The sequence below is a fragment of the Finegoldia dalianensis genome (genome assembly GCF_046255015.1).
Taxonomy (GTDB): domain Bacteria; phylum Bacillota; class Clostridia; order Tissierellales; family Peptoniphilaceae; genus Finegoldia; species Finegoldia magna.
In genome coordinates, this window is sequence record NZ_JBDLBQ010000001.1 from 354,101 (window position 1) to 370,152 (window position 16,052).

Annotated in this window: 13 protein-coding genes; all 13 read right to left on the reverse strand. The window is 31.4% G+C overall.

Annotated elements, in window-relative coordinates:
• Nucleotides 1-26 precede the first annotated feature (26 nt).
• Nucleotides 27-1,304: a sensor histidine kinase gene (locus ABDJ34_RS01885; protein ID WP_412701184.1), complete on the reverse strand. Its 1,278-nt coding sequence runs from the start codon at nt 1,302-1,304 to the stop codon at nt 27-29.
• Nucleotides 1,304-1,993 carry a response regulator transcription factor gene (locus tag ABDJ34_RS01890; RefSeq protein WP_002836609.1) on the reverse strand — a complete coding sequence of 230 codons (690 nt, stop codon included), beginning with the start codon at nt 1,991-1,993 and terminating at the stop codon, nt 1,304-1,306. Before ABDJ34_RS01890 ends, ABDJ34_RS01885 begins: the two co-directional genes overlap by 1 nt.
• A gap of 61 nt (nt 1,994-2,054) precedes the next feature.
• A complete protein-coding gene (gene uvrA, locus ABDJ34_RS01895) occupies nt 2,055-4,874 on the reverse strand; it encodes an excinuclease ABC subunit UvrA (protein ID WP_412701185.1) in 2,820 nt (939 codons plus the stop codon).
• A gap of 9 nt (nt 4,875-4,883) precedes the next feature.
• Complete coding sequence (uvrB, locus tag ABDJ34_RS01900) at nt 4,884-6,854, reverse strand: excinuclease ABC subunit UvrB (protein ID WP_412701186.1); 1,971 nt, start codon at nt 6,852-6,854, stop codon at nt 4,884-4,886.
• A 151-nt stretch (nt 6,855-7,005) separates the two neighbouring features.
• Entirely contained in the window at nt 7,006-8,256 is a 1,251-nt protein-coding gene (locus ABDJ34_RS01905; RefSeq protein ID WP_274983388.1) for a dicarboxylate/amino acid:cation symporter, read from the reverse strand.
• 415 nt (nt 8,257-8,671) lie between these two features.
• Nucleotides 8,672-10,231: a cell wall-binding repeat-containing protein gene (locus ABDJ34_RS01910; RefSeq protein WP_412701187.1), complete on the reverse strand. Its 1,560-nt coding sequence runs from the start codon at nt 10,229-10,231 to the stop codon at nt 8,672-8,674.
• Nucleotides 10,232-10,250: 19 nt separating this feature from the next.
• Nucleotides 10,251-11,003, reverse strand: coding sequence for a peptidylprolyl isomerase (locus ABDJ34_RS01915; RefSeq protein WP_094208716.1), 753 nt, complete (start codon nt 11,001-11,003; stop codon nt 10,251-10,253).
• Nucleotides 10,984-11,841 carry a CvfB family protein gene (locus ABDJ34_RS01920; protein WP_094205811.1) on the reverse strand — a complete coding sequence of 286 codons (858 nt, stop codon included), beginning with the start codon at nt 11,839-11,841 and terminating at the stop codon, nt 10,984-10,986. Before ABDJ34_RS01920 ends, ABDJ34_RS01915 begins: the two co-directional genes overlap by 20 nt.
• A 12-nt stretch (nt 11,842-11,853) precedes the next feature.
• Nucleotides 11,854-12,744: a YitT family protein gene (locus ABDJ34_RS01925; RefSeq protein ID WP_316524271.1), complete on the reverse strand. Its 891-nt coding sequence runs from the start codon at nt 12,742-12,744 to the stop codon at nt 11,854-11,856.
• A 115-nt stretch (nt 12,745-12,859) separates the two neighbouring features.
• Entirely contained in the window at nt 12,860-13,666 is an 807-nt protein-coding gene (locus ABDJ34_RS01930; RefSeq protein ID WP_094207257.1) for a metal ABC transporter permease, read from the reverse strand.
• On the reverse strand, nt 13,659-14,300 hold the full coding sequence (locus tag ABDJ34_RS01935; RefSeq protein ID WP_316512433.1) for a metal ABC transporter ATP-binding protein: 642 nt from the start codon (nt 14,298-14,300) through the stop codon (nt 13,659-13,661). Before ABDJ34_RS01935 ends, ABDJ34_RS01930 begins: the two co-directional genes overlap by 8 nt.
• 1 nt (nt 14,301) lies before the next feature.
• Nucleotides 14,302-15,333 carry a metal ABC transporter solute-binding protein, Zn/Mn family gene (locus ABDJ34_RS01940; RefSeq protein ID WP_412701188.1) on the reverse strand — a complete coding sequence of 344 codons (1,032 nt, stop codon included), beginning with the start codon at nt 15,331-15,333 and terminating at the stop codon, nt 14,302-14,304.
• Nucleotides 15,334-15,474: 141 nt separating this feature from the next.
• Entirely contained in the window at nt 15,475-16,041 is a 567-nt protein-coding gene (locus tag ABDJ34_RS01945) for a hypothetical protein (RefSeq protein ID WP_412701189.1), read from the reverse strand.
• Nucleotides 16,042-16,052 lie beyond the last annotated feature (11 nt).

Here is a 16,052-nt window from a genome sequence, read left to right on the forward strand (position 1 = left end):
GAAAATTCCAAAATTAACCTTTTTTCTTATTTATCTATCTTTTTCTTTCTAGTAACTTTAAAATTAATCTCATAAACAAATCTATCTTCATCAATTGAAATTTTACTTGTTCCCCCGAGCAACTCTATCAAATTCTTCGCAATATATAAACCAAGTCCACTACCTTCAGAATGGCGAGACCTTTCTCCTCTTACAAATTGACCCATCAATTCTTCTGCACTAACCTCAATTTTATTCTTGGATACATTAGAGAATTTAAGGATAATATTGTCATTGACTACATCACATTCTCCGTAAACTTTTGTGTTAGGTTTGGAATACTTCACAATATTGCTAAAAATATTTTCGATTACACGAGATAACTTTGCGCCATCTGTCATCATCAAAACAGTTTTCCTTTTATCATTATATTCGAATTCCAATCCAATCTTATTGAAATCAGAATTAAATTGACCGTAAACTTGTAATACTAATTCATTTAGTTCCACAACTTCCATTTCAATATCAATATTTCCCGTTCCAGTTTTGGAAGCATAAATCAAATCTATTACCATTGTTTTCAATCTTTTAGCGTTATATTCTAGAATTTCTATATATCTTTTCTTTTCTGATTCATCAGTTTCGTGATTCAGCAAATCTACGTAATTTATAATGGAAGTTAAAGGCGTTTTGATATCATGTGAAATATTTGTGATTAGTTCCGTTTTCATTTTTTCTGAATTAATTTTATCTTGCATCGTGTTGATAACCGAATCATGCAAATGGTTTATAAGGTACACAGAATCTTTGTAAATTTCATCATCTATAAACACATCAATGTCTTTTCCAGAATACATAGCCTCAACTTTTTTGTTAAGCAGTATTTTGCCTAGATTATTAATCAAAATTGATATGTAAATTTTCGCCAAAATTGCACCGATGAATACAATCCCAAACAAATTCCTGTTTGCAACCATAATAGTCGCCATCGTATACATCAAAAATATCAAAGTTAATAGTGACTCAACATAAATATTGTAGTATTTTCCTTTGAAATTACTTATGAATTGATATATTAAAAAAGCATTTTTCTTCTTTTTGTAGATAGTTCTTACAACCTTAACCATTGAATAAACGAAAGCAAACATAGCATATATCAACGTTATGGCAACCGAAAAATTATATACATTAATTATATTTTCAATAAAAAATGATACAGTGAAAACAAGAATGAAGCCAAAACTAAAATACAATAGTAAATCTACCAGTTGTTTTTCAACATAACCATCGATAGAACGAAAACTTTTTTTAATCCAATTTATCATTAAATGTCCTCTATCTTATATCCCATTCCATATACAGATTTAATCAAATCAGGTCTTCTAGGATTGATTTCAACTTTTTCTCTAAGTCTTGATATGTGGACTGAAACTATTTTTTTTACATCATAAGGTGGAGCTTCCCATACATTTTCATATATTTCTTCTGATGTAAATACTATTCCCTTGTTTTTCAATAAAAGTAAAATTATTCCATACTCATAAGGAGTTAACTTTATTTCTTCACCATCAATCAATACTTCTTTTTTGTCGTCGTTGATTGTCAATCTTCCAGCTGAGAATACATTTCCATTTAGAGAATTGTCCTTGCTAAGTTCCAATCTTCTCAAACATGATTTTATCCTAGCCAATAATTCTACAGCATCGAAAGGTTTAGTAATATAATCATCAGCACCCAAATTCAATCCCATAACCTTATCATTCAATTCGCTTTTTGCAGACAAAATTATGATTGGTGCATTTGATACTTCTCTTATTTTTTGTGTTAGTTCTAAGCCGTCCATTCCTTCCATCATTATATCTACCAAAAATAAATCTATTTTATTCTTTTCCATTAATTCTAATGCATCGTAACCATTATAAGCCTTCAACACATTGTAATTATCTGTTTTCAAATATATTTCTATGGCTTTTACTATGTCTTTTTCGTCGTCGACAACCATAATATTGTACATAAAAATCACCTTCTTAACTTTTATTATACACTAAAAAGCAGAAGGTGATTATTACAAAAATTTAACGATTCAATTTTGGAGCCAAATATTGACCAGTATAAGAATTTTTCTTACTAATTAATTTTTCAGGAGTTCCTTGGAAGATAACTTGTCCTCCACCATTTCCTCCTTCAGGTCCTAAATCTATAATATAATCTGCGACCTTTATAACATCAAGATTGTGTTCAATAACAATAACAGTATTTCCTTGATCCACAAGTCTTTGCAATACTTCAATTAATTTGTCAATATCTGCTGAATGAAGACCCGTGGTTGGTTCGTCTAAAATATATATAGTTTTTCCTGTACTTTTTTTAGATAATTCACTGGCTAGTTTTACTCTTTGTGCTTCTCCACCAGACAATTCCGTTGAAGATTGTCCTAATTTAATATAACCCAAACCTACATCTTGTAAAGTTTGCAATTTATTTTTTATAGGAGGGAAGTTTCTAAAAAATTCTAACGCTTCATCAATCGTCATATCTAACACGTCGGCGATATTTTTGCCTTTGTATTTTACTTGCAAAGTTTCTCTGTTGTATCTTTTTCCTTTACAAACATCACATGGAACATAAACATCTGGTAAAAAGTGCATTTCTACTTTTAAAGTTCCGTCGCCTTTACAAGCTTCACACCTTCCACCCTTTACGTTAAATGAGAATCTTCCTTTTTGATATCCTCTCATATTTGCTTCAGGTGTTGACGCAAACAAATCTCTTATCAAATCAAATACTTTTGTATAAGTCGCTGGATTACTTCTAGGCGTTCTACCAATCGGAGATTGATCTATTTGTACAACTTTATCCAAATTTTCAATTCCAGTAGCCGATTTAAATTTACCATTTTTCATCTTAGCATTATTCAAATCTCTGGCTAATTTCTTGTAGACAATTTCGTTAACTAATGAAGATTTTCCAGATCCTGAAACCCCTGTAACACAGTTGAAGCATGAAAGTGCAAATCTTGCATTTATGTTTTTAAGGTTATTTTCTTTGCAACCTTTAAATTCCAAATATCCATTTGGTTTTCGCCTTTGTTCAGGAACGGGAATTTCCAATTCGCCTGACAAATACTTACCTGTAATTGATCTTTTTTCTTTTATAATATCATCAATAGTTCCACAAGCTACGATTTCTCCACCGTGAACACCAGCTCCCGGTCCGATGTCAACAAGATAATCGCATTCTTTCATCGTATCTTCATCGTGTTCAACTACAACCAAAGTATTTCCAATATCCGTCAAATTTCTAAGCGCTTTAATTAATTTGTTATTATCTCTTTGGTGAAGTCCGATTGAAGGTTCATCTAATACATACACAACGCCTACCAATGCAGATCCAATTTGTGTTGCCAATCTAATTCTCTGAGATTCTCCACCTGATAAAGTAGAAGCAGATCTATCCAAAGTTAAATAATCAAGCCCAACATCATTCAAAAATTGAAGTCTGCTGATAATTTCCTTCAATATTTCATCTCCAATAAATTTCTTGGACTCTTCCAATTCCAAATCTTTGAACCATTGAAGAGAATCTTTTACAGGCATTTGACAAATTTCGTAAATATTTTTTTCATTTATGCGAACTGACAAATACTCATCTTTTAATCTAGCTCCATGACAATAATCGCATTCAACGTCAGTCATGTACTCACCAATTTTTTGATGCATAGAATCTGTCGTGCTTCTGTTGTATCTTTCTTCTAAGTTTTTCAAAACTCCTTCAAATTTACCGTTGAATTTTTTTCTTCCAGAAAAATGACTATCGAAAATAAATGAAAGATTTTTCTTTGATCCATTCAAGATTTCATTTATCATTTTCTTTGGAGCATCCTTAATTGGTTTGTCCAATGGAAAGTCATAAGAATCTGCGATCGCTTTTATTATTTCGAAATAATATCCACCTGGTTTCGAAGATTGATAAGGATCTATTGCGCCTTGTAAAATCGACAACTCTTTATTTGGAATTACCAAATCTTCATCAACTTTTTTATGAAAACCAAGTCCATTACAATGAGGGCACATTCCAAACGGATTATTAAACGAAAAATCTCTTGGCTCTAATTCTTGGTAAGAAATATGTCCGTCTGGACAGCTCATTGATGTACTATAAGAAATTACATCTTTGCCAATTACATCAACTTTTACATTATTTTCAGACAATCTAAGAGCTGTTTCTATGGAATCTGTAAGCCTTGAATCAATTCCATCTTTAATTATAATTCTGTCGACAATTACATCAATATCGTGTTTTTTGTTTTTATCAAGTTCGATATCTTCTGATAATTCAACTTGCTCATCATCTACAATCGCTCTTATGAATCCATCTTTTCTCAAATTTTGAAGAAGTTTCTTGAATTCACCTTTTTTCCCTTTTACTACGGGACTTAAAATTTGAATTCTGGAACGTTCCTCTAATTCTTTCACACTGTCTACAATTTGGTCGACAGTTTGGCTAACAATTTCTTTCCCGCAAACAGGACAATAAGCAGTTCCAACTCTTGCGAAAAGTAGTCTAAAATAATCGTATATTTCTGTAACAGTTCCCACTGTTGAACGTGGGTTGTTGTTAGTTGTTTTTTGGTCTATAGATATCGAAGGCGACAATCCTTCAATGTACTCTACATCTGGTTTATCCATTTGCCCTAAAAATTGGCGTGCGTAAGAACTCAAAGATTCTACATATCTTCGTTGCCCTTCCGCATATATAGTGTCAAATGCCAAAGAAGATTTACCTGACCCACTCAATCCAGTGAACACGACCATTTTATTCCTAGGAATGGTAAGGTCCACATTTTTTAGATTATTCTCCTTAGCACCTTTTATAACAATTTTATCTTTGCTCATTTTGCTCCTTTAGTAAGTGTTTTTCAAATTTCTGATTTGATCTCTAAGTGTAGCAGCTCTCTCGAAATCCAATTCTTCTGCAGATTTTAACATTTCTGTGTTCAAATTTTCAATAATAACTTCAATTTCGTCCTTTGAAAATTCCGTAACTTTATTAACATCATAACTTTCATTTTCTTCTGCCACGAAAGTATTTTGGATTCTTTTTCTAACAGATTTATTAATAGTAGTTGGAATAATGTTGTGTTCTTCGTTGTATTTTTCTTGTATTTCTCTACGCCTATTAGTTTCTGTGATAGCCACATCCATCGATCTAGTAATCGTATCACCGTACATTATAACGTGACCATTTGAGTTTCTAGCAGCTCTACCTATAGTTTGTATAAGAGAAGTCTCTGAACGTAGGAAACCTTCCTTATCTGCATCCAAAATCGCAATCAGAGAAACTTCTGGTAAATCCAATCCCTCTCTCAGAAGGTTAATTCCTACAAGTACATCGTATTTTCCTTCTCTCAAATCTCTTATAATTTCCATTCTTTCAATTGTATCAATATCTGAATGCAAATAAGTTACTTTTATATCCAAATCTTCAAGATAACGCGTCAAATCTTCGCTCATCTTTTTAGTAAGAGTTGTGATAAGAACACGTTCACCTTTTTCAATAGTTTTATTGATTTCACTAACCAAATCGTCGATTTGTCCTTTAGTAGGACGAACCTCAATTTTTGGATCTAATAATCCCGTAGGTCTAATAATTTGTTCAACCACTTCATTAGTTTTTGCTTTTTCATACTTTCCTGGAGTTGCCGACACATATATTACTTGATTCATCATCGATTCAAATTCGTTGAATCTCAAAGGACGATTGTCCAATGCAGAAGGCAATCTGAAACCATAATCAACCAAGCTGGTTTTCCTGGACCTATCTCCCTCATACATTCCTCCGATTTGTGGAACAGTAACGTGTGATTCGTCAATCATTGTCACGAAATCTTTTGGGAAGTAGTCGATAAGAGTGTAAGGTCTGCTACCAGGCTTTCTCTGAGACATATGTCTTGAATAGTTTTCTATTCCTGTACAAAATCCCATTTCTTTTAGCATTTCTATATCGTATCTAGTTCTTTGCTCTAATCTTTGAGCTTCCAATAGTTTATTGTGGTCTTTAAAATATTTTAATCTATCTTCTAATTCTTCTTCAATAGTTACAATAGCTTTTTCGACTTTTTTCTGAGTCGTTGCATAGTGACTTGCAGGATAAATCGCAACGTGATTTCTTTCACCTACAATTTCTCCAGTCAAAGCATCAATTTCAGTAATTCTATCTATTTCGTCGCCAAAAAATTCTATCCTAACGCTTTTTTCACCACTAGATGCTGGGAAAATATCCAAGCTATCTCCTCTTACTCTGAAAGTTCCTCTGGTAAAATTAATGTCATTTCTAACGTATTGAATGTCGATTAATTTTTTCATAACTTCAGTTCTATCTTTTTCCATTCCTGGACGCAAAGATATAACCAAATTTTCGTAATCAATAGGATCTCCCAAACCGTAAATACAAGATACAGAAGAAACTATAATTACATCTCTTCTTTCGAATAAACTCATCGTAGCACTGTGGCGAAGCTTGTCCAATTCTTCATTGATACTTGAATCTTTTTCAATATAAGTATCTGATTGAACCACGTATGCTTCTGGTTGATAATAATCGTAATAAGAAACGAAAAATTCAACCGCATTTTCTGGGAAAAATTCTCTAAACTCACTTGCCAATTGATATGCCAAAGTTTTGTTGTGAGCTATAACCAGAGTTGGTCTTTGAACTTTTTGAATAATATTCGCCATCGTAAAAGTTTTACCTGAACCAGTAACACCTTTTAAAATCTGATGATTTTTTCCATTTTCCAAACCATTTGCAAGTTTATCAATCGCTTGTGGTTGATCACCTGTTGGTTTAAATTTTGAATGTAATTTAAACTCCATAACTCACCCCTTGAACATATGTTTTACTTTAACATTATATATCATCTGTGTATTTAATTCAATAAATAATAATTCGTGTTCATTATCAAAAAAATCAAAAAAAATTTCCTAAACAAAAACTAGGCTCACAGAGCCTAGCCAAATATTTTTATTATAAATCTTCTTCATTTATTACTTTTTCATTGAAACCATCTTTATACTCATCATTTTTTACAATATGTCTGTTAAATATTTTATCGATAGCCACTGAAATAGCAGTATCTCCAGAAATATTTGCAGCAGTTCCAAATGAATCTTGTGTCAAATAAAGTGTCATCAACAATGATGCAAGTTCACCTTCAGATGGAATTCCAACTACTGGCAAAAATGGCAATGCACTCATAATTGCTCCACCTGGAGCTCCTGGAGCAGCAACCATAGCTATCCCAAGAATTGCCATATATCTTAACATTAGTAAATAAGAATGTCCCATTCCATACATTGTTAAAATTGTAAAAGTACAAGCTGTAATTGTAATCATTGAACCTGGCATATGAACGGTAGCTCCCAATGGAATTACAAAATCTCTAATACTTTTACTTACTGAATTTTGCTTAGCACATTCCAAGTTTACTGGAATTGTCGCAACAGATGATTGAGTTCCTATTGCTGTTAAATATCCTTTTACTTGATTTCTGATTAACTTTACAGGATTTTTCTTCGTGTAAGTACCACTTATTATAAATAATACAGAAACATATATTAAGTGAAGTGCAATTACACATAAGAATATCTTCCAGAAAATTGAAAGAACTGCAAATACAGATCCAGTGAATGCCATTTTTGAGAAATTACCAAAAATAAAGAAAGGTAACAATGGTACAATTGCAGTTGACAATACTTTTGTGATTATGTCATTAAATTCTGAGATTAAATTGTAGCAATATTCTCCTTCACCGTGTTTTCTTAACCATGATATTGAAATCCCCATCATAAAAGCAAAAATAATTGATGAAGTTACATCAAAAAATGGTTTGATTGGAATTTCAAAAAACGGATCCATGCCTATCTTAGTTGAGGCTTGAATCTTAGAAACTTGGTCTGGACTTATAAATGCTGGGAATACATTTGAACTCATAACATATGATAATGACCCACCAATAAGAGTAGATGCATAAGCAATTACAACAGTTACTAATAATAATTGTCCAGCTCCCTCTCCCAGATCAGCAATTCCCTTTGTTACAAAAGCAATAATCATAAGTGGAATAACAAAGTTTAGAAACGCGCCGAACATTGATGAGAATGTTACAGCAGTCTTCACGAACCATTGAGGCATATACAAACCAGCCAAAGTACCTAATCCTATCGCGATTAATAATTTTGGTATTAATCCTAGTTTTTTCTTTTCAGTTTTACTCATTTTCTTTAAATCACTCCTTATTTTATGTTGTTTTATATGTAAAATACATATTGCATTTTTAAACCCAAATTATTTTACAATACAATTTAAAAAAGAGCAAGTAATTCAATAGATTTTTAACGGATTTATTTAAATTTTGTTATATTTTTGGTTTTATTTTATTTTAATAACGTATATTAAATCACTAGTATCATAATATTTTATCAAAATGCCGTAATTTCCCACTATTTTTAGCGTAAAAAAAGAGACTCATACTGCCCCCAATCTTACAATAATCTATAAATATTGTGTTAGGGTCATATTATGAATCTCGTATATTTTTTATTAAATTTCAAAAATCAAATATTTCTTTTAGTTTATATTTCGATTTCTTGTCAATATTATAACATCACATAATTTTAGATAAAATCTGATATCAAATTCCAAATATTTGAACTGCGTAATATCTGTCATAAGTTTGATCAGAATCTTCGTAATATGCTTTTGTAACGAATACTTTTATTTTAACTCTTGTGAACACTTCTCTCAACATATTCTCATTATGTCCTTCAGAATTTTTCCAAGCTTCCATTGCACCACTTGCAGTGTATGGACCATTATAGATATTTTCTCCGTTGATGTTGGAAATATCTGTTACTAAGCCACCTCTTGGTCTAACGTGTTCAAATAAATGAACAATTTCAGTTGCTCTTGTTTTTGCAACTGGTGATAATGAATTGTCTTGTTTTAATGCTTTTAGTCCGTTTTCTTTGCGATATTGATTCAAAAGTCTTAGTATTTCATCCGCCATTTCATCATCATAGTGACCACGAACCATTACAATTGTATCATCACTGATTTGAACAGGAAATTCTTGTTCATTTTCTAATCCTGGTAATGGTTTTCTACGAATAACTTTCTTGCCAGGATATTTTGGATCAGTTGTAATGGTTTCGTCTGATTTGTTATCCAAAATCAAATCTCTTACTTTTTCTGATACTGTGTTTTTTCCACCTACAATATACATTTCTTCAAAAGAATTACTACCAATATATGATTTTACATCACTTGTAATGGATGATTTTGAAACCAATAGTATTGGTGCTTTTAGCTTTTGTGAAAGTGGTGCCGCTACTAATGCATCTACAAAAACTTCACCACTAGCAAATATCGCTTTAGTTGGTGCAGTAAAACTTGCGTTTGCAACTCTGACAGATGTCATATATCTGTTAGATCCAAATATTCTTTGTGGCTTAACATTAGTAATAGCTTTGATTTCTTGTAGCACTTTTTCAGAAACTGTATTTTGTCCACCGACTACAAAAATTTTACCTATATTTCCTTTATAGAAAGATTGTAAATAATCTTTTGTGTCGCTAGAAATCTTGTTTTTCGATACTAATAATATTGGTGCATTGTGTTTTTGTGCTAAGGAAGTAGCGTTAATAGCATCTGCAAATACCTCTCCACTAGCTACAACCAAGTTTTGTTTTTCAGCATTTTTGCTAGAGAACTTTTCAGAAACTATTTTAGCATTAACTGCATATCTGTCGTATCCAGAATATCTTACAACTTTTATTTTTAAATCATTTTCTATGTGATTTTGTACATCCTTACTAACAGATTTTTCTCCACCTATAATTATAACTTCGTCCAAATCTTTTGATTTTAAAAGTTTTTCAGTAGATGCGTCTAATTTATCTGAATAAGTGTATAATATCGGGATTTGTCCTTGACTCATTACAGTAGAACTGATATTGTCAGGGAACTTTATCGCAGATACAAGCACTACTTTTTTAGAGTTTTGATAATAATCTTCCATCACCTTATTTGCAACGGCAAATCTATCTCGCCCTTCAATTCTATTCATAGTTGATTGTACTTTTGTAGGAGTTGCATTATCATCTTCATCCTTCGCAAATACAGCAGTGCCTGTACTAAATACCATACTAAATGTTAGACATAAAGCTACTATCTTCTTCTTAAGATTATTCATTTAACTTCTCCATTTGTTATTAATAAAATTTTTCGATTTTGTATTCTTTTTGTAATTTGTCTGTAGCATCTATATATGCTTGTTGTTGTCTCAATTGTAATAGTGTTTGTTTAACTTCATTCTTAGCTTCTTCAAAAGATTTTACTTTTCCTTCAGTTTTATCTTTAATATTAATAATGTGATAACCGAATTGTGTTTTAACAGGTCCTACGATATCTCCGATTTCATTTTCAATCAAAGCATTTTCAAATTCTTTTACCATTTGGCCTTGTTGGAATGTTCCCAAATCTCCACCTTGTTCTTTTGATGGACATGTAGAATACTCTTTTGCTAATTGTGCAAAATCACCATCGTTATCGATTTTTTCTTTAATTTCATTAGCCAAATCTTCAGATTCAACTAAAATGTGAGAAGCTGTGAATGTTGGTTGAACTTTGAAATTATCTTTGTGGTTTTCATAATATTCCTTCAAATCTTCATCTGATACTCTAACAGAATTGATTATGTTGGCCATAGCAAAATCCTTCAACAATTCTTCGGATTGTTTTTTAACTTCTTTTACATATATTTCATCTTTATCTAAGCCAGATTTCTTAGCATCAAAGAATAAAAGTTTTCTATTGATTAATTCATCAGTTAATCTTTTTCTTCCTTCTTCATTATTGAATTGTGCTCCTCTATAACCTAAAGCTTGAATAAAATTATCAACTTCTGATTGTTTAATTTCTTCACCATTTACTACTGCTAATATTTTATCTTTGTTGTCTTCCATTATTACCTCTCCCTTTACTAGTTAATTTTATTCCGTCTTTATAAAATTGTATCATATTTTCTTTTAATAGTCTTCCAACAGCTCTTTTAAAACTAGATTTTGACATATTAAATACCGATTTAATTCTGTTGGCGTCTGTTTTATCATTAAAATTAATGAATCCATCAGAGTTTTTAAGTTCTTCCATAATAACATCAGCATCAGATGAGATATGCTTATATGCAGGTTCAAAAAATGACAAATCTAATTTTCCATCAGACTTCACATCTGTAACTCTACATTTGACCTCTTCTCCAAGGTCTACAACGCCAGTTAATTCACTTGCAGGAATGAGTCCTTCGTATTTATTGTCTACAGCTACAAAAGCTCCTAGACCGTCCACTATGTTGTATATAACGCCTTCTACCCAATCGTTCTTAACATAGCCGCTGTCGTTTTTCAATAAATTTTTAATTCTCATAGTAAGTGCCAATCTGTTCGACTTATCAATATACAAATACACTAAATATTTTTGACCTTTTACCAATTTTGAAGTTTGTTCCTTAAATGGCAACAAAATATCCTTATCTAAGCCACAATCTAAGAAAGCACCAATTCTAGTAATGTCTTTTACTTCTAGTCTTGCAATCTTACCCAATTCAATCTTAGGTTGCTTCTTCGTTGCCATTAGTTTTTTATTGTCATTGTAAATGAATACATCGACAACATCGCCAACTTTTTCTCCAGAAAGTTCATCTACATTCATTCTAACAAAATTATTTTCGTTGTCTTTTTTCAACAAAACTTCCGTATTTATCTTATCAATTTTTAAATTCTCTCTTTGTCCTAATTTATACATTTCTTCTCCATTCTAACTCATTCCACCAGGAAGTATTTCAAGCTCTGGATTATCCACTGGATCGTAAGTAAATCCTTCACCAACCACTTCACTGACATACGAAATACATACGAATGCTTTAGGATCAATAGATTTCACGTAATTTTTAATCTTAATATACTCTCCTCTTGAAACAATCGTATTAATAACAAATTTTTCATTATCAGAAAAACCACCAACTGCTTTATAAATTGTGGATCCTCTTGAAATTTGATCTATAATATAAGCGTTAATTTCCTTGTATTTATCGCTTGTTATCATCATATTTACCCTTGTATTTAGACCAGCGATAGCTTTGTCAATGACAATTGAGTTTATGAAAATTCCAAGCATAGCATACATTCCACTTTTTGTTCCGAAAGTATACATACCAAGTAACACAACAAAAAAGTCTGCTACAAGCATACATTTACCCACATCAATTGAAAAATATTTTCTGATTATCATTGCGATAATATCTGTTCCACCAGTCGATGCACCTTGGTTGATAACCAATGCCATACCAGCAGCGGAAATAATAATTCCAAAAATCAAATTAATCAAAATATCATCAGTCAAAGGTTTAAAATTTGGTAGCAAAATTTCCAATAGTGTCGTTGAACTTGCAAAAATAAATGAACAATATATCGACAAAACCCCAAAGCTTTTTCCCAAAATAATAAACGCTATAATATACAAAATAGTATCCATAATCATAACGAAAATACCCGTTGGAATTTGTGGAACAAAAGCATTCAAGCTAATCGCAATACCAGAAATTCCACCAATAGTTAAATTAAAAGGCATTATAAAAAAGAAAAAGCCAAAAGTAAGTATTAATGTTCCCAATGTTAATATCATTATTTTTTTAATCATTTTGTTCATGCTATCGCCTCCTATCCTTTTATTATACTTGTAAAAATTGCAAATTACAACGTTTTATACACTAAAAAACACCACAAAATAAATTAATTCAAAATTCATAATGCAGTGTTTACAGTTAATTATTTTTTCTAAATTTATTTACTATCATCAAAATTATCAGAACTAAAAGTCCTGTCAACACAATTGAGCCACCTGGTTTTAATTGAAAATAATAAGACATATTGATACCGATAATCGTAAACAATACTCCAAATAGCGATGAATTAATCACAGTTCTTTTAAAAGAATGAGAAACCATTATTGCACAAGACACAGGAATAACCATCAAGCTTGAAACCATAAGTGCACCGACAGTTCTAGACGCAATAGCAACAGTGATAGCTATCAAAAAAGTAAATATTTTATTGATAAGTCCCACGTTGATATTAGACAATCGAGCTCCATCTTCATCAAAGATAATATACACTAATTTTTTGTACAACAGCACATAAGTCACAATAACAATAAAACTCACAATAATTACTGTGTACAATTCAATATCTGGAATAGCTACAATAGATCCGAACATAAATGATTGAAAATTCGCAGCGCCAGGAACAAAATCTGACAAGATTGCAGCTAGTCCAATACCGCTACTCATCACAATCGCAGTTGACAAATCAGAACTCTTGGCGAAGTTTTTTCTGATGATTTCTATTCCAAAAGCTGCAATCACACATACGAAAATCGCCGCTATAACAGGATTTATTCCAAAAATAAGTCCCAAGGCAACACCAGCTAAGGAACTGTGACTCAAAGCATCTCCTACCATGGAGTTTTTCTTGTTAACTACAAAGGTCCCTATCAAAGGAACAATAATTGACACTAATATCCCCACGATAAAAGCTCTTCTCATAAAATCATAAGAAAACATCTCAAACATGTTTCACCTCAACAAATTCATTATCCAATCTAAAAATCCTGTTAAAATAATCTTTAGTAAAATCCAGCTCATGAGTAACCACCAGAATCGTTATATTATGATGAATATTCAAATGCTTCAACAAATCAAACAAATTTTCCTTGCTTCGTTGATCTAGTCCTGCAGTAGGTTCGTCAAAAATCAAAATTTGTGGATCGTTAGCCAACGCCTTTGCAATCATGACTCTTTCCTGTTCTCCACCGCTCATCTTATTGTAGTCGTAATTTTTCTTATCTTTCATTTCTACAATAGACAACGCATTTTCTATTTTTTCATTAGCTTTCATATTCTCATCATCGCTTACATTCATAGCCACGATTTCCCATGCAGTAATAGGAAAAGAAATGCTCTTTTCATGATTATTTTGAGGAACATATCCAAAACTAAAATTTTCCCTTCCTCCAGCAAATTTAATCTCACCATTATCTGCCTTTAAAAAACCTAAAATAAGTTTCAATAACGTAGATTTACCGGAGCCATTAGCTCCGGTTATCCCTACGAAATCTCCCTTTTCGATATTAAAATTTATATCCCTTAATAGTTTTTCGTTTCTATACGAAAAATTCAAATTTTCTACACTAATTATACTATTCATATTATTTTGCTTGTGAGATTGCATCCAAGTTTTTCTCTAACAATGAAAAATAATTGTCCTTTCCATCTTCGATATCTTGAGTCTTAGCTTCTATAGTAGATAACCCAGCAGTCTTTGCGTTGATTTCCTTAGCTAAGGAATTTGCAATCTTATCGCTTTCTCCCATTTCATAAAATACTGTATTTATCTTATGTGATTTTGCGAAATTAGTCAATTCTTTCATCTTATTTAAATCAGGTTCTGAATCTGAATTAATACCTTCAATAGGAACTTGTTTTATTTCATAATCTCTAGCTAAATATCCAAAAGCTTCATGTGGTACGATGAAATATTTGTCCTTTTGTGGTGCCAAAACTTCAGCGTATTTTTTGTCTAATTCTTCAAACTTTTTATCTAATTCTTTGTAATTTTTTTCATAGAAATCTTTGTTTTCAGAGTCAAATTTAATAATAGCTTCATACACATTTTTCATTTGAATTCTAGCTTGTTTTGGACTCATCCAAACATGTGGATCAAATTCACCGTGGTGATTATGTTCATGATCATGGTCGTGTTCATGTTCTTCGTGGTCATGATCGTGTTCATGTTCTTCATGGTCATGCTCGTGTTCATGTTCTTCTTCAGCTTTAATCTTGTCAATATTTGTAGATGAATCAACTATTTCCGTGTTTTTTAAACTAGATTTAACATCTTCTAACCAACCTTCCAATCCAAGACCGTTAACAATAAGCATCTTTGAATCAGATAAATTTTTAATATCTTGTGCAGTTGGTTCCCAATCATGAACTGTAGCGCCTTTTGGCATAACATTTACCACATCAATTTTATCCTTAGCGATTTCTTTTGCCATATATTCAATCGGATAAAAACTAACATATAATTTCTTTGAATCTGACTTTTCAGTTGATTTGTCCTCAGTTTTTTCTTTTTGTTCTTGCACCTTTTGATTGTTAACATCATTGTTTTGTCTAGTACATCCAGATGCTACACCAATCATAAGAGCTAACAATAATATTCTATAAATTTTTTTCATAAATCCTCCACATAATAATTTATTAATGCAAATTATTTGCATTATCATTTTAGAATGATTTTATTATTTTGTCAAGGATTATATAAAAATTAAAAAGCTCTTCTTATTTTCTTTAAGAAGAGCTATGCTAATTTATTCTATTTATTCCAAATCTTCTTCTATCTCGTCGATTATTTCTTGTGGTGTTTTATCTTCAAAAAATGATGGATCCATATGTGTTAGGAAGTGCCATTCATCCTTTTCGTTTTTTCTGTAAACTATTGCTTCTCCATCTTCTGATCCGAAGTAAGCCCTGTCTACGTCATATCCTTTTTCTTCCAAGTATTTTTTTACTTCGTTGTAAGATTTTTCTCTTTCTTCAATATATGTTTTCACATCTTTGTTAGCTATTACATAAGCGTCTACTCTCGTAGAACCATCTACTATTCCATTTCCTTTTTTTGAAAGATTCGGAATTTCTTTCCAAAATATTTCTGCTTTTCCTTCTTCTGTAAACATGAATTTGGTCATCGGAATAATGTTTCCATTGTATTCCAGTTCAACATATTCACCTAATTTTTCAGGAATGATATATTCATATACAAATCCATCTTCTTCTGTGATTTCGTAGCAGTTTGTTTTCTTGATGAATTCTCTTCCTTCTTCAATTGTGTCAAATAACGCTAATTCTGTTGCTTGTCCATTTTGATTCAATTCTAAAATATACATTTTGTTCTCCT